Origin of the sequence: Arthrobacter phoenicis, from assembly GCF_047238215.1 — a bacterium.
Lineage (GTDB): Bacteria > Actinomycetota > Actinomycetes > Actinomycetales > Micrococcaceae > Arthrobacter.
The window spans coordinates 3,471,544-3,490,040 of the sequence record NZ_JBDFMK010000001.1 but is presented as its reverse complement, the minus strand read 5'-3'; the positions used below and the strand labels follow the sequence as shown (position 1 = coordinate 3,490,040).

Sequence of the window (18,497 nt, the reverse complement as noted above, 5' to 3'; positions counted from 1 at the left end):
GGACATCAGGGGACCGTGTCGGTCGGGGAAGCAACCATGGGTGCGGAACACGTGGCGTTCCCGGCACGCAGGTCGACAGCGAACCAACCAATCCTCACGACGGCAGCACCTGCACCGGCTTGAAACGAAACGGTCGGCCGCAGCCCGGACCGTGGGGGTGCTCCCCCGTCGGCTCGCTCTCGATCTTCAGTTCACTAGCGCCACCGAGGCCGGAGGAATCGACGGCCTTCACAACGATAGAGTCCACGCCGGCCGCCGTCCGCGCCCTGGAAGATCCGGCGCCGAGGAAGGACCGGTCCGTGCGCCGTGCCGCGGAGTTCAGCTGGGACGAATCGGCGCGCCGGCTGCTCGCCGCGGCCGAGGAAGCGGTGGCGCTGCGGGAGCAGGGCCGACGACGGCGGTAGGACCTCGGTTGGTGGAGTTGCCGGGCGCGGGCTGATCTAGCGGCGGATCGCTCAGCCGGTGCTGTCCAGGATCAGTCGCACCGTCTCCCGGGGCTGGTCCCAGTGCGGGAAATGACCGCAGTCGTCGAACCAGTGGAGAGTTGCATCCGGGAAAAGGTCCATAGCCCGGGCCGCCTCGCCCGGAACAGTCACCTTGTCCTTTCGCCCCCATCCAATGACCACTCTGCCCTTGAGTGAACCCGCCGGAGCGCCTTCCTGGCGGGGGCCGTGAATCAGCGCGTCGAGGGCCGGGTCCAGGCTGGTTGACGTCTTGAAACCGCGAAGCTCATGCAGCACCAGGTCCTGCGGCAGCCTCCAGGGATGCGCGGAGAACTGAGCCAACAGGGCCGTGCGGCCCACGGGGTTTCCCGTGAGGAAAGGAAGCACCGGCTGGATGCGGCGCACCAGCGCGACGGACGCCTTGATGCTGGCACCAAAGATCGCGGCCTGGCGGTCACTCCAAAAACCTCCAGGGTCGAGCGCGACCGTGGTCCCGGCGTGCCCCCGCCGCGCCATTTCCAAGGCCATGCGTGCCCCCATGGAGCTGCCGACCAGATCAATGTCGCCCAGTTCCGCTTCGCCGATGAAGGCTTCGACGGCATCGGTCAGCGTCGCGATGGTCGTCTCGCCGGTCAGGGGGGCGGATTCCCCGCACCCGGGCAGATCGACGGCGATGACATCTCGTTCAGCAGCCAGCGCCGGGACTATCGGGTTCCAGTTTCCTGCACTGGATCCGAGACCATGGACCAGGAGGAGCGGCTTACCGGAGCCCTGCCGGGTTGAGTGCAACATGGCTTCACTCTACTGTGCGGGCCGCCACGATCACGGGAGCACTCCAGTTCGGAACTGCAAGCTCCTCACCAACGTGGGCGCGGTCATCGCCTCAGCGTTCCTCTGGGAACAGCAGCCGAGGCGTCTGCCTAAAGGTCTCGCCGTTCGCGGCGCTTCCGTTCCGCAAATCCCGAGATCACCTGCGCGTCGTCGGCGTGGTAAGTCCTCCAAGCGCTGCCGACGTCAACCCACAGGGCGGGTTGGTCCGCCTCCGGAACGAGGCGGGCCGTCCCAGGGCTGGCGATCGACCAGTAGGAGAGGTTCAGCGTCGGCGGCAAGTCGTCCCGGTAGGACCGGACAGCAGCGAAGGCCGGGACCGCGGCGACCTCCAGGACGAGCCCGGTCTCCTCGGCCAGCTCCCGTACGGCGCCCTCACGGGAGGTCTCCCCCGGTTCCACCTTCCCGCCCGGCGGTACCAGCCCTCGCCAGGGATGATCCACCACGAGGATGCTCAGGTAGTCGGGCGAAAAAACCCACACGTCTGCCGCCAGGGGGTGCTGCTCCGCCATCCACACGCTTCGGAACCAACGCTCCGCCCCGTCCTCAACCTTCTCGGCCGCGGCAAGGTCACGCAGCGCCGCGGCAACGGCGTCCGGGCCATGGATCGGCGCCATCTACAGCACGTCCACGCCGTCGAGCCGGACCTGCACCGGGTCGTCGCTTCGCTTGGCCGCGGCGGCCGCCTTAACGGCCCGCAGCGCCTTAGTCACTTCGGCTGCCTGGGCGTACGGAATGAACAGCAGCGTCCGGACGTCTTCGCCGCGGGACGCGCCGCCGGCCTGGACACCCAGCCCACCGGCACCCGGAATCCCCGCACCCGGCACGCCCGGCGCCGGAAACCCGGAGCCGGGAAGCGGCGCCGGTCCGGCGGTCCGCAGCGTGATGCCCCGCGACGCGAGGCCGGCCTCGACGGCGGAGGTGAAATGCCCGACCGCCGTCCTCGGCCCGGTCAGGGACGCGACCCGCACCGCCGGGGGCAGCGACAGTTCCTGCCGGAGTCCGAGTTCCCGGCCGGCATAACCGGCGGGATCCCAACGCAGCAGCGCACCCACGCCCGCGGCGTCGTCGGCGGTGATCACCACCAGGCCGCCATCGGCGGCGGGCCGGACCAGGGCGGCGGCATTGAACCAGCGGCGCACGGCGTCCTCGCCCGCCCTAAGGTTCTCGCGGCGCAGCAGGGAATCTCCGTCCAGCAGCAGCGCGGCGGCGTATCCGCCCGCCGCCACGGGCTCGGCTCCCACGGTGGCGACCACGAGGGCCTTGGTGTCCGGGACGGTGGCCAGGACCCGGTCACCGGACGAGTTCACCACGGGTTTGCCGGGGAAAGCGCGGCCCAGTTCCTCCGCGGTCCGGAGCGCCCCGGTGGCGCCCCGGCGGAGCTGAGTGCCGTTGCAGGTGGCACACCGCCAATGACCCGCCGCGGTGCAGCACCAGCGGCAGACCGGGACGGCGCCGCTGCCGGCGGGTCCGTTGATGGCCAGCGGGCCGTTGCAGGCGGTGCAGCGGGCCGGTTCGCGGCAGCGCTCACACGCCAGCGACGGCGCATACCCGGCGCGGGCCACCTGCACCAGTACCGGTCCGCGTTCCAGGCCCTCCTTCGCCGCACGCCATGCCGCGCCGGGGAGACGGGCGATCCGGGCCAGCGGGTCGCGCTCCTGCTCGAAGCTGTCCGCGGTATTCACCACACGCGGCACGGTCCGGCGCACCACGGTGCGGTCCGCTTCGACGGGAAGTGCCCAGCCGGACTCCACCAGCCGCTGGGTCTCCGTGCTACGGGCGTGCCCGGCGAGTAGGCAGGCCGCCCCTTCGTGCACCGCCCGCAGCAGGAGCACCTCGCGCGCATGGGCGTACGGCGCCCGTTGTTCGATGTGCAGGTCGTCCCCGTCGTCCCAGCAGATCACCAGTCCGAGGCGGTGCACCGGGGCGTAGGCGGCCGACCGCGTCCCGACCACGACGCCTGCCGCCCCGCTGAGCACCCGCAGGAAGTTCCGGTAGCGCGGGGTGGGCCCGTCGTCGGCGGTCAGCCGCGCCACGTCCGCGGCGGGCAGCAGCTCCAGGAGCGCCGCCTCCACCCGGTCCAGGTCCCGGTAGTCGGGAACGACGACGACGGCGCCCCGGCCAGAGCGGCGCACGGCCGCGACGGCTTCGGCGATCAGCCGGGGCCACGCCGCGGGGCCGAAGCCTTGCAGCGCCGAGAGCACCGCACGGGGCGACTCCCCCGCGCCCAGGTGCTGCAGGAACGCACCGCCGTTGCGGTAGGCGGACCAGCCCGAGGGCGGCAGAACTGCCGCCGGTGCCGCCTTGTCCGGCGGGAGTGCCTCAGTCCCGGCATCCTCGGGCACGGGTTCGGTAAACAGAGCCGGGTCCAGGTCACCGCCGGGGGCGAATTCCTTCTCCAGCCTCGCCATCCGCGGCGGCACGGCAACGCGCAGGACGTCACTGACGGTGCCGGCGTAGCGGGCCGCGACGCGCTCCGCCAGCGCTGCCACCCCGGGAGTCAGCACGGGCACCGGGGAAACCACCTTGTGCAGCGGCACCATCTCATGCCCGGCGTCGGAGGCGGCTACGCGTTCCAGCAGGAAGCCGCCAAGCTCCTGCCCGCCAAACTTGACCTTCACCCGAACGCCGGGCCGGGCCGCAGCGTCCAGGTCCGCGGGCACGCTGTAGTCAAAGGGCCGGTCCAGGTGCGGCAGGAAGCTCTCCAACTGCACCCGTGCCACGGGAAGTTCGGCGGCCAGGGCGGGACCCGCCGCGGCGGCGGAGGCCGGGAAGCCCTGCAGGAGGGAGAGCTGGAAGGGTTCCTCCGGCGCGGCGGCGCGGCGTGACTCGCTCACGGGTCTCTCCTTTCCCAGGTGCTTCGGGCCGGCACAACGGCATTCAAAAGGCTGCGGGCCCGGCCGAAAGGGCGGGTTAAAGCATGTAGCCAGGCCGCCGGTTGGCGGCCTGGCTACAGCACATCACAGAGCACTGACAATGTGGAATCAGGCGTTGAAGAAGGCCTTCAGCGCGTCCACGCGGTCCAGCCGCTCCCAAGTGAAGTCCGGTTCGTCGCGGCCGAAGTGGCCGTGCGCGGCGGTCTTGGCGTAGATCGGGCGCTTGAGGTCGAGGGCATCGATGATGGCGCGCGGGCGCAGGTCGAAGATCTCGGAGATCGCCTCGCTGATGCGCGCCGGGTCCACGGTCTCGGTGCCGAAGGTTTCGACGTAGGTGCCCACGGGGCGGGCCTGGCCGATGGCGTAGGCGATCTGGATCTCGGCACGGCGGGCCAGGCCGGCGGCAACCACGTTCTTCGCCACCCAGCGCATGGCGTAAGCCGCCGAGCGGTCCACCTTCGACGGATCCTTGCCGGAGAAGGCGCCGCCGCCGTGGCGGGCCATGCCGCCGTAGGTGTCGACGATGATCTTGCGGCCGGTCAGGCCGGCGTCGCCCACCGGGCCGCCGATCACGAAGGCGCCGGCGGGGTTGAGGATGTTGCGCGAGCGGGAGGTGTCCAGGTTGGACATGGCCATCACCGGGTTCACCACCTGCTCGGCGAGGTCGGCCCGGAGCTGGTCAAGGCTGGCGCCCTCGGCGTGCTGGCTGGAGATCACGACGGTTTCAAGCGAGACCGGGCGATCGCCGTCGTAGCCCACGGTGACCTGGGTCTTGCCGTCGGGGCGCAGGTAGTCCAGCTGGCCGGACTTGCGGACCTCGGTGAGGCGTTCGGAGAGCCGGTGCGCGAGCCAGATCGGGACCGGCATGTAGGAGGGGGTTTCGTCGCTGGCGTAGCCGAACATGAGGCCCTGGTCGCCGGCGCCCTGGAGGTCGTAGTCGTCCTCCTGGCGGCCTTCGCGGGCCTCGATGGAGTTGAAGACGCCGCCGGCTATGTCGTTGGACTGCTGGCCAATGGAGACGGACACGCCGCAGCGGGCGCCGTCGAAACCGTTGGCGGAGGAGTCGTAGCCGATGCCCAGGATCGTCTCGCGGACGATCTGCGGGATCTCGACGTAAGCGTCGGTGGTCACCTCGCCGGCAACGTGGACCAGGCCGGTGGTGGCGAGGGTTTCGACGGCGACCCGGGACTCAGGGTCCTTGGCCAGCAGGGCGTCGAGGATGGCATCGCTGATCTGGTCACAGATCTTGTCCGGGTGTCCCTCCGTCACGGACTCGGAGGTGAAGAGCCGGAGCGAGGCGGGCGTGGACCCGTGGAAGTCTGGGATGTGCAGCGGTAAAGTCACTCAACTACCTTACTGGTTGGGAACGGGCATACAGCGGCGCGTGACCTCCGGTGAGGGAGACCTTGCTAACGCCGGGTGTCAGGCGGGCGGTTGCACCCGGCTCAGCTCGGCGCTGACGCGGTCGATCACGGCAGCAGCGACATCGGACTTGCTGCCCGACGCCTCTTGGGGTTCGGAGCCGGAGCGGGCAAGGATGACTACGGAATTGGTGTCCTGGCCGAAGACCTCATCGCGGCCCACCTGGTTGACCACCAGGAGGTCGCAGCCCTTGCGCCGCAACTTGGCCTCGGCGTACTCGAGGACCCCGCCGTCGGCGTCGCCGGTCTCGGCGGCGAAGCCCACAATCAGCTGGTTGCGGGAAGCGGTGTCGCGGACCTCCACCAGTTCCTTGAGGATGTCCGGGTTGCGGACCAGGGTGATGACCGGGTCGGCGGTGTCGTCGCGCTTCTTGATCTTGGTCCCGGAGGTTTCGGCCGGGCGGAAATCGGCGACGGCGGCGGCCATGATGATGACGTCCGACTCGGCGGAGGCGCGCAGGGCGGCCTGCCGGAGTTCCAGCGCGGTTTCTACGCGGACGACGTCGACCCCCTCGGGCGCGGGGACGTCCATGTGCGCGGCGAGCAGCCGGACCTTCGCGCCGGCGTCGCGGGCGGCGGCGGCGAGAGCCACGCCCTGCTTCCCGGAGGAGCGGTTGCCAAGGAATCGGACCGGGTCCAGTGGTTCACGGGTGCCGCCGGCGCTGATGGTGACCCTGGTGCCGGACAGCGGGCCGGGGCCGGCAGCCGTGGGGCCGACAGGGCCGGGGGCCGCAGCACACTCCGGGGCGTCGGGGATGCCGGAGGATTCGGCCAGCGCCATGGCTGCGGCGAAGATCGCGGCGGGTTCGGGCAGCCGGCCGGGGCCGGAGTCGGCGCCGGTGAGGCGACCGGAGTCGGGATCCAGAACGGTGATGCCCCGGGTGCGCAGGGTCTCGACGTTCGCCTGCGTGGCCTGGTGGCGCCACATCTCGGTGTGCATGGCGGGGGCCATCAGGACCGGCCCGCCGGCCATCAGCAGCGTGTTGGTGAGCAGGTCGTTGGCCTGCCCCGTGGCCGCGCGGGCCAGCAGGTCCGCCGTCGCCGGCGCCACCACGATCAGTTCCGCCTCGTGGCCGAGCCGGACGTGGTTGACGGTGTGCACGTCGTCGAAGACGCTGTTGCTCACCGGGTGCCCGGAGAGGGCCTCCCAGGTGGCAACCCCCACGAACCGGGTGGAGGCGTCGGTGGGGATGACGGTGACGTCATGACCGGCTTCAGTAAAAAGCCGGAGGAGCGATGCCGCCTTGTAGGCGGCAATCCCTCCCCCGACTCCGAGGACTATGCGCACGTGACCTCCGTCAGGCAGCAGAGCAATTACTCTGCGGCGGCCTCGATCGGCGTGGAAACGAGCTTGCCTTCGTTGATCTCGCGCAGGGCGATGGACAGCGACTTCTCGTTCAGCTTGGTGTCGACCAGCGGGCCGACGTACTCGAAAAGGCCCTCGTGCAGCTGAGCGTAGTAGGCGTTGATCTGGCGGGCACGCTTGGCACCGAAGATCACCAGGCCGTACTTCGAGTCGGCTGCCTTCAGCAGTTCGTCGATCGGCGGGTTGATGATGCCTTCAAGGTTCGTGGACACGAATTCTCCAAATTCTTACGGGCCGATACGTCCCGCGGCCGAGGTTACGGGTTCGGGGTCAGCCCCATGAGTGAAACAAGCTCGTCAGCTGCACGGCGAACGTCGTCGTTGACCACGGTGTGGTCAAACTCCGGTTCAGCAGCAAGTTCTAGTTTAGCGGTTTCCAGCCTTTGCTGCTGTTCTTCCGCGGATTCCGTGCCGCGGCCCACCAGGCGGCGGACCATTTCGTCCCAGCTCGGCGGGGCCAGGAACACGAACTGAGCGTCCGGGACGGCCTGCTTGACCTGGCGCGCGCCCTGCAGGTCGATCTCCAGGAGGACGGAGCGTCCCTCGGCGATGGCGGCGTCGACGGTGGAGCGGAGGGTGCCGTAGCGGTTGCGGCCGTGCACCACGGCCCATTCCAGCAGTTCGCCCTTCGCCACCAGTTCGTCGAACTCGTCGGCGGTCTTGAAGAAGTAGTGCACGCCGTCCTGCTCGCCCGGCCGCGGTTCGCGGGTGGTGGCGGAGACCGAGAGCCAGACGCCGGGGTAGTTGTCCCGGATGTAGGTGGACACGGTGCCTTTGCCGACGGCGGTCGGTCCGGCGAGGACTGTCAGTCCGGGTTTCTTGCTCACATATTCCTTTAGCGGTGCTTTATTTCGAACGGGGCTGCTTCTCGTCTATAAAATCTACCAGCGCGGCGCGTTGGTGGATTCCCAGCCCCCGCACCCGGCGGGAGGCCGCGATGCCGAGCCGCTCCATGATCGCCGCGGCACGGACCTGGCCGATGCCGGGCAGGGCCTCGAGCAGTTCCACCACCCGCATGCGGGCCACCGCCTCGTCCGTTTCCGCGGCGCCGAGCAGTTCGGTGATGGACAGCCGGCCCGACTTCAGCCGCTCCTTGGCCTCGGCCCGGGTGACCCGGGCGGCGGCAGCCTTGCGCAGGGCATCGGCACGCTCCTGCGGCGTGAGGGGTCGCAAACTCACTGGGGTCCTCCCTGCGTAGCTGTTCCCGAACCTACCCTTTGGCAGCGTCGGAACGCAATGGAGGACCCCGGCCTCACCGCCCCCTGAAGCCGCGCGGAGCGGTTCAGCCCCGTGTCAGGCGGTCCGCAGCCCGTCGAGGGTGCGCTGGGCCGCGGCCCGCAGGCCGGCGCTGTCCGGACCCGCGGCCAGGATGTCCCGGCTCGAGGTGCCGAGGACCTGGCCGTAGGCGGCCCCGAAGGTCCGCTTGAGGTCGGCGGGAGTGGCACCCTGGGCGCCCAGGCCGGGGGCCAGGATGGGGCCGCGGACGGCCTCCAGGTCCAGGCCGAGGTCGAACAGGGCCGAGCCGACGGTGGCGCCGACGACGAGGCCCACCGAGCCCATGGCGCCGTCGTAGCGCCGGTTCTCCCCGGCCGCGGCGGTGACGATCCGCCGGGCCACGGAATCCGCCCCGCCCACGTGCTGCACGGAGGCGCCCTCCGGGTTGGAGGTCAGGGCCAGGACGAAGACGCCGCGGCCGGCCTCAGCCGCGAGGTCCAGAGCCGGGCGCAGCGATTCGAAGCCCAGGTAGGGGCTGAGGGTGACGGAGTCGGCGGCCAGGGCCGAGCCGTCCCGCAGCCACGCGTCGGCGTAGGCGGCCATGGTGGAGCCGATGTCGCCGCGTTTGGCGTCGGCGATGCTGAGCACTCCCCCGGCGGTGCACTCGGCGAGGGTGCGTTCCAGCACGGCCATGCCGGCGGAGCCGTGCCGTTCGTAGAGCGCAACCTGCGGCTTCACCGCGGCGGCGAGCGGACCCACGGCCTCGAGCACTGTGAGCGAGAAGCGTTCGACGCCGGCGGCGTCGTCGTTCAGGCCCCAGGCGCTCAGCAGCGCCGGATGCGGGTCAATACCGACGCAGAGCGGGCCGCGCACGGCCATGGCCCGGCCCAGCCGGGAGCCGAAGGACTCCCGGCCGGCCGTGGTGTCCGTGCCCTGCTCAGGCATGCTGCGCCGCGGTCTGGGCGGCTTCCTGCGATTCGGCGAGGGCCGCGGCGTGCTCCTGCAGGCTGGTGACCGACCATTCGTAGGTCCGCATCGCCTCGATCGCCTGCACCGCGGCATTGAACTCGGCCACGGTCGTGATGCAGGGGATGCCGATGGACGTCGCGGCGGCGCGGATCTCGTAGCCGTCGCTGCGGGCCTCGCCACCGGAGGGGGTGTTGAAGACCATGTCGATCTCGCCCGCGACGATCAGGTCCGCGATGGTCCCTTCGCCCTCGGCGCTGCTGCCCTCGGCGACCTTGCGGACCGGGGTGGCCTGCAGGCCGTTGCGGCGCAGCACGTCGGCCGTGCCGCCGGTGGAGACGATCTCGAAGCCGAGGTCGGAGAGGCGCTTGACCGCCATGATGACGGCGCGCTTGTCCCGGTTGGCGACGGAGACGAACACCTTGCCCTCGGTGGGAAGGGCGTTGTTGGCCCCGGCCTGGCTCTTGGCGAAGGCGGTGTCGAAGTGCTTGTCGATGCCCATGACCTCGCCGGTGGAGCGCATTTCCGGGCCGAGCAGGGAGTCGACCACCTTGCCCTCCGGGGTCCGGAACCGGCTGAACGGCAGCACGGCTTCCTTGACGGCCACGGGGGCATCCAGCGGCAGGGTGGAGCCGTCACCGGACTCCGGCAGCATCTTGTAGGCGCTGCGGAGCTGGTTGATGGTGACGCCGGCGCCGATCAGCGCGGCCGCCTTGGCCATCTGCACCCCGGTGGCCTTGGAGACGAACGGCACGGTGCGGGACGCACGCGGGTTCGCCTCGAGCACGTAGAGCACGTCGGAGGCCAGCGCGAACTGGATGTTGATCAGGCCGCGGACGCCCACGCCCTCGGCGATGGCCCGGGTGGCGGTCCGGACCCGGTCGATCACGTTGTTGCCCAGGGTGATCGGGGGCAGCACACAGGCGGAGTCACCGGAGTGGATGCCGGCCTCTTCGATGTGCTCCATGATGCCGCCGAGGTACAGGTCCTTGCCGTCGAAGAGGGCGTCGACGTCGATCTCGACCGCGTCCTCGAGGAACCGGTCGATCAGCACCGGGTGGTCCGGGGTGATCTCGGTGGCATTGGCGATGTAGCGGGAGAGGTTGGCCTCGTCGTAGACGATCTCCATGCCGCGGCCGCCCAGGACGTAGGACGGGCGGACCAGGACCGGGTAGCCGATCTCGTCGGCGATCTTCTTGGCGTCCTCGAAGGACACGGCGGTGCCGTTCTTCGGGGCGATCAGGCCGGCCTCGTCGAGGACGCGGGAGAAGGCGCCGCGGTGCTCGGCCAGGTCGATCGCCTCCGGGGAGGTGCCGAGGATCGGCACGCCGGCGTCAGCGAGCTGCTGGGCGAGCTTGAGCGGGGTCTGGCCGCCGAGCTGGACGAAGACGCCCATGACGCCGCCGGTGCGTTCCTCGGCTGCGATGACTTCGAGGACGTCCTCGAGGGTCAGCGGTTCGAAGTAGAGCCGGGTGGAGATGTCGTAGTCGGTGGACACGGTCTCCGGGTTGCAGTTGACCATGACGGTCTCGTAGCCGGCCTTGCGCAGCGCCATCGAGGCGTGGACGCAGGAGTAGTCGAACTCGATGCCCTGGCCGATCCGGTTCGGACCGGAGCCGAGGATGATGATGGACGGCTTGGCGTGCAGCGCAACCTCGTCTTCCTCGTCGTAGGAGGAGTAGTGGTACGGAGTGTACGCGGCGAATTCGGCGGCGCAGGTGTCCACGGTCTTGTACACCGGGCGGATGTCCAGGGCCTGCCGGACGCCGCGGACCACGGCCTCCGGGTTGTGCGTCAGGGCGCCGATCTGGGCGTCGGAGAAGCCGTGCCGCTTGGCGCGCTGCAGCATCTCCTTGGTCAGGGCGGTGGACTGGCGGATCTCGAGGGAGATCTCGTTGAGCAGCTGCAGCTGGTCCAGGTACCACGGGTCGATCTTGGTGGCCTCGAAGAGCTGCTCCACCGTGGCGCCGCCCAGCAGGGCGCGCTGGACCTGGTGCAGGCGGTCGGTGGTGGGGCGCTTGGCCTTTTCGACCAGTTCCGCAACCTCCCACTCCGGGACCGGGGTGAAGTCCAGCTGCGAACCCTTCTGCTCCAGGGAGCGGAGGGCCTTCTGCAGGGCCTCGGTGAAGTTGCGGCCCATCGCCATGGCCTCGCCCACGGACTTCATGGTGGTGGTCAGGGTGGGGTCCGCAGCCGGGAACTTCTCGAACGCGAAGCGCGGGACCTTGACGACGACGTAGTCCAGAGTCGGCTCGAAGGACGCCGGGGTCTTCTGCGTGATGTCGTTCGGGATCTCGTCCAGGGTGTAGCCGAGCGAGAGCTTGGTGGCGATCTTGGCGATCGCGAAGCCGGTGGCCTTGGAGGCCAGGGCCGAGGAGCGGGAGACGCGCGGGTTCATCTCGATGACGACGACGCGGCCGGTGTCGGGTTCGACGGCGAACTGGATGTTGCAGCCGCCGGTGTCGACGCCGACCTCGCGGATGACGGCGATCGCGATGTCGCGCAGCCGCTGGTACTCGCGGTCGGTCAGGGTCAGGGCCGGGGCGACGGTGATGGAGTCGCCGGTGTGGACGCCCACCGGGTCGAAGTTCTCGATCGAGCAGACCACCACGACGTTGTCGTTCTTGTCGCGCATCATCTCGAGCTCGTACTCCTTCCAGCCGAGGATGCTCTCTTCGAGGAGCACCTCGGTGGTGGGGCTGTACTGCAGGCCCTGGCCGACGATGCGGCGCAGGTCGCCCTCGTCGTAGGCGAGGCCGGAGCCGAGGCCGCCCATGGTGAAGGAGGGCCGGACCACCATCGGATAGCCCAGGTCTTCGGCGGCGGTGAGCGCCTCATCGATGGTGTGGATGATGTGGCTGCGGGCTGATTCGGCGCCGCAGCGCTCCACGACGCCCTTGAACTTTTCCCGGTCCTCGCCGAGTTCGATCGCGGCGATGTTGGCGCCGATCAGTTCGACGTTGTACGTCTCCAGGACGCCGTTCTTGTCCAGGGCGATCGCGGTGTTCAGCGCGGTCTGGCCGCCCAGGGTGGGCAGGACGGCGTCGGGACGTTCCTTGGCGATGATCTTCTCGACCACCTCGGGGGTGATCGGTTCGATGTAGGTGGCGTCGGCGAACTCCGGGTCGGTCATGATGGTGGCCGGGTTGGAGTTGACGAGGATGACGCGCAGGCCTTCGTCCTTGAGGACGCGCAGTGCCTGGGTGCCGGAGTAGTCGAATTCGGCCGCCTGGCCGATCACGATCGGGCCGGAACCGATGACCAGGACGCTCTTCAGGTCAGTTCTCTTGGGCATTACTTCTTGTCCTCAGTCTTGGAGTCGGTGGAGGTCGTGGTGCCGGCGTTCGCGGCCGCGGTCTTCGTGCTCTCCATCAGGTCGATGAAGCGGTCGAAGAGGTAGGCGGCGTCGTGCGGGCCGGACGCCGCCTCGGGGTGGTACTGGACCGAGAAGGCGGGGATGTCCAGGCAGTTCAGGCCCTCGACGACGTCGTCGTTGAGGCTGACGTGGCTGACCTGGACGCGGCCGAAGCGCTCCTCGGGGGCCACCGTGTCGCCCGCCAGCGGGGCGTCGACGGCGAAGCCGTGGTTCTGCGAGGTGATCTCGACCTTGCCGGTGGCGCGGTCCATGACCGGCTGGTTGATCCCGCGGTGGCCGTAGCGCAGCTTGTACGTGCCGAAGCCCAGCGCACGGCCGAGGATCTGGTTGCCGAAGCAGATGCCGAAGTAGGGCAGCTTGGCGTCCAGCACGGAGCGGAGCAGGCCCACCTGGGTGTCGGCGGTGGCGGGGTCGCCGGGGCCGTTGGACATAAAGACGCCGTCGGGGTTGACGGCCTTGACGTCCTCGAGGGTGGCGGTGGCCGGCAGGACGTGGACCCGGACGCCGCGCTCGGCGAACCGGATGGGGGTCATGCGCTTGATGCCAAGGTCGATCGCGGCGATGCTGAACCGCGGCTCACCTTCCCAGCCCCAGTCGGCGGGCTCGACCGTGTAGGCCTCGTCGACGCTGACCTCTTCGGCCAGGCGGGAGCCTTCCATGGGCGTGATGGCGAGGACGGCGTCGACCAGTTCCTTGTCCGTGGCGCGGGCGGCGTCGCCGGAGAAGATGCCGGCGCGCATGGTCTTGTGTTCGCGCAGGTGGCGGGTGATGGCGCGGGTGTCCACGCCCTGGATGCCGACGACGCCCTGCTCGGTGAGCTCCTCGTCCAGGCTCCGCTCGGAGCGCCAGTTGGAGGGGCGGCGGGCGGCGTCGCGGACGACGTAGCCGGCCACCCAGATGCGGCGGGACTCGGCGTCGTCCTTGTTGACGCCCGTGTTGCCGATGTGCGGCGCGGTCTGGACCACGAGCTGGCGGGCGTAGGAGGGGTCCGTGATGGTCTCCTGGTATCCGGTCATGCCGGTGGCGAAGACGGCCTCGCCGAGGGCGGTGCCGGTGGCGCCGTAGCTGCGGCCGCGGAAGATGCGGCCGTCCTCGAGGACCAGCACGGCGGGCTCCGGCGCGGCGGGGACGCCGGCGGCGGTCCCGGACTCGGACTTGTCTTGCTCTGTTGCGATCACTGGTTGCGTCACGTCGTTACTTTCCACTTTCGGCTTCTGCCTGGGGGGCAGCGGAGATCAAATCATTGAGAACGGTCAGGAGGGCGGTCTTGTCCTCGGCGCGGCGGCTGCGGAATCCGGTGTCCAGCTCGCGGGTCCCGAGCATCCAGCTCAGGACCAGGAGCCCGTCCTGTTCCACGAACTTGCCGGCCATGCCGCTTTCCTGGCGGACGCCGGTGAGGCGTTCCACGGGGATGAAGAGCGGGCCCGCGCCGGCGCGGTCGAACAGGACGCCTTCGCGGTGCACGGAGAGGCCGGCGTTGGTGCGCAGGCCCAGCCCGTGGACGGCGATGCGGTCCAGCCAGTCCCCCGCGGTGGTGGTGGCCACGTACTGGCCCTCGGCCTCGGCCAGGGCGGGGCCAAGCGCGACGGGGGCCTCGGGCAGCGCCGGGATGTCCGCCTGGCGTCGGAGCCGGTTGCGCCAGCCCAGCCCGATCAGCACCAGCGCGACGGCCACGAGGACCAGCACCAGGAGCAGGGAGAGTTCCTTGACCATCAGGGGCGCCCCGCCGTGTCCGCGGCGTCCCAGCGGAAGGGGGTGTTCAGCGCGCCGTCGAGGACGGTCGGGTGGCCGTGCAGGAAGGTGGCCATCACCTTGCCCGGGAGTTCCCGGCCGGCGAATGGAGAGTTGCGGCCCATGGTTGCCATCTTAGAAGGGTCAACGCTCCAGCGCGCAGCCGCGTCCACCAGGATGACGTTCGCGGGTTCCCCAGCCTCCAGCGGCCGGCCCTGGTCTTCCACCCGGCCGATCGCGGCGGGCGTGGTGGACGTCACGCGGGCGAAGTCGGCCCAGTCCATCAGGCCGGTTTCGATCATGGTGTGTTGGACGACGGAAAGGGCGGTTTCCAGGCCGGTCATGCCCATGGCCGCCTGCGCCCACTCGCACTCCTTGTGCTCGCTGGGGTGCGGGGCGTGGTCGGTGCCGATCACGTCGATGGTGCCGTCGGCGAGGGCGGCGCGCAGGGCCTGGACGTCGTCGTCGGTGCGCAGCGGCGGGTTGACCTTGTAGACGGGGTCGTAGCTGCGGACCAGTTCGTCGGTGAGCCATAGGTGGTGCGGGGTGACCTCGGCGGTGACGTTGATGCCGCGGGACTTGGCCCAGCGGATGATCTCAACCGACCCGGCGGTGGAGACGTGGCAGACGTGCAGGCGGGAGCCGACGTGCTGGGCGAGGAGGACGTCGCGGGCGATGATGCTTTCCTCGGCCACGGCGGGCCAGCCGGCGAGGCCTAGGACGGCGGAGACGGCGCCCTCGTTCATCTGGGCGCCGGCGGTGAGCCGGGGTTCCTGCGCGTGCTGGGCGACGACGCCGTCGAACGCCTTGACGTATTCGAGGGCGCGGCGCATCAGGACGGGGTCGCTGACGCAGATGCCGTCGTCGGAGAAGACCCGGACCCGGGCGCGGGAGTCGGCCATGGCGCCGAGTTCGGCGAGCTGCTCGCCGGCCAGGCCGACGGTGACGGCGCCGACCGGGCGGACGTCGGCCCAACCGGCGGTGCGGCCCAGGCTGAAGACCTGCTCGACGACGCCGGCGGTGTCAGCGACGGGGTTGCTGTTGGCCATGGCGTGGACGGCGGTGTAGCCGCCCAGGGCGGCGGCGCGGGTGCCGGTTTCGACCGTTTCGGCGTCCTCGCGGCCGGGTTCGCGCAGGTGCGTGTGGATGTCCACCATGCCCGGCAGCGCAACGAGGCCGTGCGCATCGATCACGGTGGCGCCATCCTCGGTGGCGAGGTCGGTGCCGCGGGCGGCGATGACGCCGTCGCGGATGAGAAGATCTTCGGCCGGTCCGCCGAGGATCGAGGCGCCACGGATGAGGTAGCTGCCGGTCTGGTGCTGCGGTGCCATCAGTGGCTCTCCTTGGAGTGGGTGGGGACTGACTCGCGGGTGTCGCCGGAGAGCAGCAGGTACAGGGCGGCCATCCGGACGGACACGCCGTTGCGGACCTGGGCCAGGACGGTGGACCGCGGCGAATCTGCGGCGGCGGAGGAGATCTCCAGGCCGCGGTTCATCGGGCCGGGGTGCATGATGATGGTGTCCTTCAGGCCCAGGGTGTCCAGGGCGCGGAGGCGGTTGTCATCAAAACCCCAGCGGCGGGAGTACTCCCGGGTGGTGGGGAAGAACGAGGCGTTCATCCGCTCCCCCTGGACCCGGAGCATCATCATCGCGTCGACGCCGCCGGCGAGGGTCTGGTCCAGGTCATAGCTGACGGTGCAAGGCCAGTGTTCGACGCCGATGGGCAGCAGCGTGGGCGGCGCGACGAGGGTGACCTGGGCGCCGAGGGTGCGCAGCAGCCAGACGTTGGAGCGGGCCACCCGGGAGTGCAGGACGTCGCCGGCGATCGCGACGCGCATGCCGGTCAGGTCCGCCCCGGTGGAGGGGATGCCGGCGAGCTTCGACCAATGCCGGCGCATGGTGAAGGCGTCCAGCAGGGCCTGGGTGGGGTGTTCGTGGGTGCCGTCGCCGGCATTGATGACGCCGGCGTCGATCCAGTCGGTGGCGGCGAGCCGGTGCGGGGCACCCGAGGCCCAGTGCCGGATGACGACGGCGTCCGCGCCCATCGCGGCGAGGGTCTGGGCGGTGTCCTTGAGCGATTCGCCCTTGGAAACCGAAGAGCCCTTGGCGGCGAAGTTGATCACGTCCGCGGAGAGCCGCTTGGCGGCGGCCTCGAAGGAGATGCGGGTGCGGGTGGAGTCCTCGAAGAAGAGGTTGACCACGGTGCGTCCGCGGAGGGCCGGGAGCTTCTTGACCTCGCGGTCGCCAACGGCGGACATTTCCTCGGCGGTATCGAGGATGCGGATCGCGTCGGCGCGGCTGAGGTCCCCGGTGGAGAGCAGGTGCCTCATGCGGTGGCCTCGACGGCTGCCTCGATGACGACCTCGTTGACGGGCCGGCCGTCCGCACTGTCGGTTTCCTCGAGCCGGACCCGGACCTTCTCCGCGGAGGAGGTGGGCAGGTTCTTGCCGACGTGGTCGGCGCGGATCGGCAGTTCGCGGTGGCCCCGGTCGATCAGGACGGCCAGGCGGACAATCCGGGGCCGGCCCAGGTCCACGAGGGCGTCGAGGGCGGCGCGGATAGTGCGGCCGGAGTAGAGGACGTCGTCGAAGAGGACGACGACCTTGTTGTCGATGCCGGTGCGCGGGAGCTGCGTGGGGTACGGGGGCCGCGTGGGCTGGTGGGAGAGATCGTCACGGAACATGGTGACATCGAGTTGGCCGACGATGGCGGCGGGATCCACGGAGGGATCGGCAGCGGCGATTTTCGCGGCGAGCCGGACGGCCAGAGGGTAGCCGCGGCGCGGGATGCCCAGCAGGACCAGGTCCTGGGAGCCCTTGTTGGACTCGAGAATTTCGTGGGCTATACGAGTGAGTGCCCGGTCGATGTCGGCCTGGCTGAGCACGACGCGGCTCAGCTGAACCGTCGCCGGTACCGGTGATTCCGGAACAGAAGTCATCGCTCGTCTCCCCTTTCCCCGCCTCACGGGACGGAATTAAAAAAGGAACATTTGCTCTCCCAAATTACCACACGGGCCCCGGCGCTTCGGGCCTCCGGGACGCGGTGTGCATCACACCGGGGAGACGCGAAAGGGCCGGTGCCCGCCGTGATGGCGGGCACCGGCCCGGAGTTTTCGCCGCAGAGTCCCCCGTCATGGAGGGCGCTTCGGTGCCGGCCGGATCAGGCCAGCAGCGAGGGCTTCAGCTGCTGCAGCCGGCCCAGCAGGCCGTTGATGAAGGACGGGGACTCGTCCGTCGAGAGCGTCTTGGCCAGCGCCACCGCCTCGCTCACCGCGACACCGTCGGGGACGTCGTCGTTGTACAGGAGCTCCCAGGTGCCCACGCGCAGGATGATGCGGTCCACGGACGGCATCCGCTCCAGCGACCAGCCCTGCGAGTAGGTTTCGAGGAACTCGTCGATGGCAGCCTGGTGGGAGACCACGCCCTCGACGATTTCCAGGGTGTAGGGGTTGATGACCTGATCCGTCTGTTCACGACGGGAGCGCAGCACATCGAATGCGGAGACGGAACGCTGTTCTGCCTCGAAAAGAACATCCAGGGCCCTGCTGCGGGCCTTACCGCGGGCGCTCACTAGTCGTTGACCCGGCCAAGGTAGCTGCCGTCGCGGGTGTCGACCTTGACCTTGGTGTTGTTCTCGACGAACAGCGGCACCTGGATCTCGTAGCCGGTTTCCAGGGTGGCAGGCTTGGTGCCGGCGGAGGAGCGGTCGCCCTGGAGGCCCGGCTCGGTGTAGGTGATTTCCAGCACGACGCTCGGCGGCAGTTCGATGTAGAGCGGGTTGCCCTCGTGGATGGCGATGTTGACCATCTGGTTCTCGAGCATGAAGTTGGTGGCGTCGCCCACGGTGGCGGCCGGGACGGTCAGCTGGTCGAAGTCCGAGGTGTCCATGAAGACGAAGTCGGCGCCGTCCTGGTACAGGTACTGGTAGTCGCGGCGGTCCACGGTGGCGGTCTCGATTTTGAGGCCGGCGTTGAAGGTCTTGTCGACAACCTTGCCGGACATGACGTTACGCATCTTGGTGCGGACGAAGGCGCCGCCCTTGCCGGGCTTGACGTGCTGGAATTCGATAATGTTCCAGAGCTGGCCTTCCAGCTTCAGCACGGTTCCGTTCTTGATGTCGTTGGTCGTTGCCACAGTATCCTCAGGTTTCGTCAATGGCCGGTCTAAGCCGCCAGCCGTGTATGCCATGCGGGCGCGCCCAAAGGGCGGTTCCGCGCGTGTTTTTCAAAAATCCAAGATCCATTCTACCGGCTTTGCGGCAGCGGTGCCGGACGGGGT

The 18,497-nt window shown here is 69.6% G+C and carries 18 protein-coding genes; all 18 read right to left on the bottom strand.

Annotated elements, in window-relative coordinates; all coding sequences use genetic code 11:
* Positions 1–94: 94 nt before the first annotated feature.
* The 18 genes from ABC337_RS16550 to efp all read right to left on the bottom strand — a co-directional run bounded on the left by ABC337_RS16550 (position 95) and on the right by efp (position 18,353).
* Positions 95–247, bottom strand: coding sequence for a hypothetical protein (locus tag ABC337_RS16550; RefSeq protein WP_412883030.1), 153 nt, complete (start codon positions 245–247; stop codon positions 95–97).
* Between the two features lie 208 nt (positions 248–455).
* Positions 456–1,235 carry an alpha/beta fold hydrolase gene (locus ABC337_RS16545; protein WP_400158982.1) on the bottom strand — a complete coding sequence of 260 codons (780 nt, stop codon included), beginning with the start codon at positions 1,233–1,235 and terminating at the stop codon, positions 456–458.
* A 128-nt stretch (positions 1,236–1,363) separates the two neighbouring features.
* Entirely contained in the window at positions 1,364–1,888 is a 525-nt protein-coding gene (locus tag ABC337_RS16540) for an NUDIX domain-containing protein (RefSeq protein ID WP_412883031.1), read from the bottom strand.
* On the bottom strand, positions 1,889–4,108 hold the full coding sequence (locus ABC337_RS16535) for a primosomal protein N' family DNA-binding protein (RefSeq protein ID WP_412883032.1): 2,220 nt from the start codon (positions 4,106–4,108) through the stop codon (positions 1,889–1,891).
* Between the two features lie 147 nt (positions 4,109–4,255).
* Positions 4,256–5,491 (bottom strand): methionine adenosyltransferase, encoded by a 1,236-nt coding sequence (gene metK, locus ABC337_RS16530; RefSeq protein ID WP_290257755.1) that lies wholly within the window; start codon positions 5,489–5,491, stop codon positions 4,256–4,258.
* 78 nt (positions 5,492–5,569) lie between these two features.
* Positions 5,570–6,856 carry a bifunctional phosphopantothenoylcysteine decarboxylase/phosphopantothenate synthase gene (locus ABC337_RS16525; protein ID WP_412883033.1) on the bottom strand — a complete coding sequence of 429 codons (1,287 nt, stop codon included), beginning with the start codon at positions 6,854–6,856 and terminating at the stop codon, positions 5,570–5,572.
* A gap of 26 nt (positions 6,857–6,882) precedes the next feature.
* Positions 6,883–7,146 carry a DNA-directed RNA polymerase subunit omega gene (gene rpoZ / locus ABC337_RS16520; protein WP_138769242.1) on the bottom strand — a complete coding sequence of 88 codons (264 nt, stop codon included), beginning with the start codon at positions 7,144–7,146 and terminating at the stop codon, positions 6,883–6,885.
* 44 nt (positions 7,147–7,190) lie between these two features.
* Positions 7,191–7,760: a guanylate kinase gene (gmk, locus tag ABC337_RS16515; RefSeq protein WP_290257752.1), complete on the bottom strand. Its 570-nt coding sequence runs from the start codon at positions 7,758–7,760 to the stop codon at positions 7,191–7,193.
* A gap of 19 nt (positions 7,761–7,779) precedes the next feature.
* Positions 7,780–8,112 carry an integration host factor, actinobacterial type gene (gene mihF, locus ABC337_RS16510; protein ID WP_290257751.1) on the bottom strand — a complete coding sequence of 111 codons (333 nt, stop codon included), beginning with the start codon at positions 8,110–8,112 and terminating at the stop codon, positions 7,780–7,782.
* Positions 8,113–8,226: 114 nt separating this feature from the next.
* Positions 8,227–9,093, bottom strand: a complete 867-nt coding sequence (pyrF, locus tag ABC337_RS16505; RefSeq protein ID WP_412883034.1) for an orotidine-5'-phosphate decarboxylase — start codon at positions 9,091–9,093, stop codon at positions 8,227–8,229.
* The gene (carB, locus tag ABC337_RS16500) at positions 9,086–12,409 is read right to left on the bottom strand and encodes a carbamoyl-phosphate synthase large subunit (protein ID WP_412883035.1); all 3,324 of its coding nucleotides are present in this window, start codon (positions 12,407–12,409) and stop codon (positions 9,086–9,088) included. Before carB ends, pyrF begins: the two co-directional genes overlap by 8 nt.
* Positions 12,409–13,668, bottom strand: a complete 1,260-nt coding sequence (carA, locus tag ABC337_RS16495; protein WP_412883268.1) for a glutamine-hydrolyzing carbamoyl-phosphate synthase small subunit — start codon at positions 13,666–13,668, stop codon at positions 12,409–12,411. Before carA ends, carB begins: the two co-directional genes overlap by 1 nt.
* A gap of 16 nt (positions 13,669–13,684) precedes the next feature.
* Entirely contained in the window at positions 13,685–14,203 is a 519-nt protein-coding gene (locus ABC337_RS16490; protein WP_412883036.1) for a PH-like domain-containing protein, read from the bottom strand.
* Entirely contained in the window at positions 14,203–15,552 is a 1,350-nt protein-coding gene (locus ABC337_RS16485) for a dihydroorotase (RefSeq protein ID WP_412883037.1), read from the bottom strand. Before ABC337_RS16485 ends, ABC337_RS16490 begins: the two co-directional genes overlap by 1 nt.
* Positions 15,552–16,550, bottom strand: a complete 999-nt coding sequence (locus tag ABC337_RS16480; protein WP_412883038.1) for an aspartate carbamoyltransferase catalytic subunit — start codon at positions 16,548–16,550, stop codon at positions 15,552–15,554. The genes ABC337_RS16485 and ABC337_RS16480 overlap by 1 nt, the downstream gene beginning before the upstream one ends.
* Positions 16,547–17,158 (bottom strand): bifunctional pyr operon transcriptional regulator/uracil phosphoribosyltransferase PyrR, encoded by a 612-nt coding sequence (gene pyrR, locus ABC337_RS16475; RefSeq protein ID WP_412883039.1) that lies wholly within the window; start codon positions 17,156–17,158, stop codon positions 16,547–16,549. The genes ABC337_RS16480 and pyrR overlap by 4 nt, the downstream gene beginning before the upstream one ends.
* 221 nt (positions 17,159–17,379) lie before the next feature.
* Entirely contained in the window at positions 17,380–17,790 is a 411-nt protein-coding gene (gene nusB / locus ABC337_RS16470; protein ID WP_290257744.1) for a transcription antitermination factor NusB, read from the bottom strand.
* A complete protein-coding gene (gene efp / locus ABC337_RS16465) occupies positions 17,790–18,353 on the bottom strand; it encodes an elongation factor P (RefSeq protein WP_056739180.1) in 564 nt (187 codons plus the stop codon). Before efp ends, nusB begins: the two co-directional genes overlap by 1 nt.
* Between the last annotated feature and the right edge of the window lie 144 nt (positions 18,354–18,497).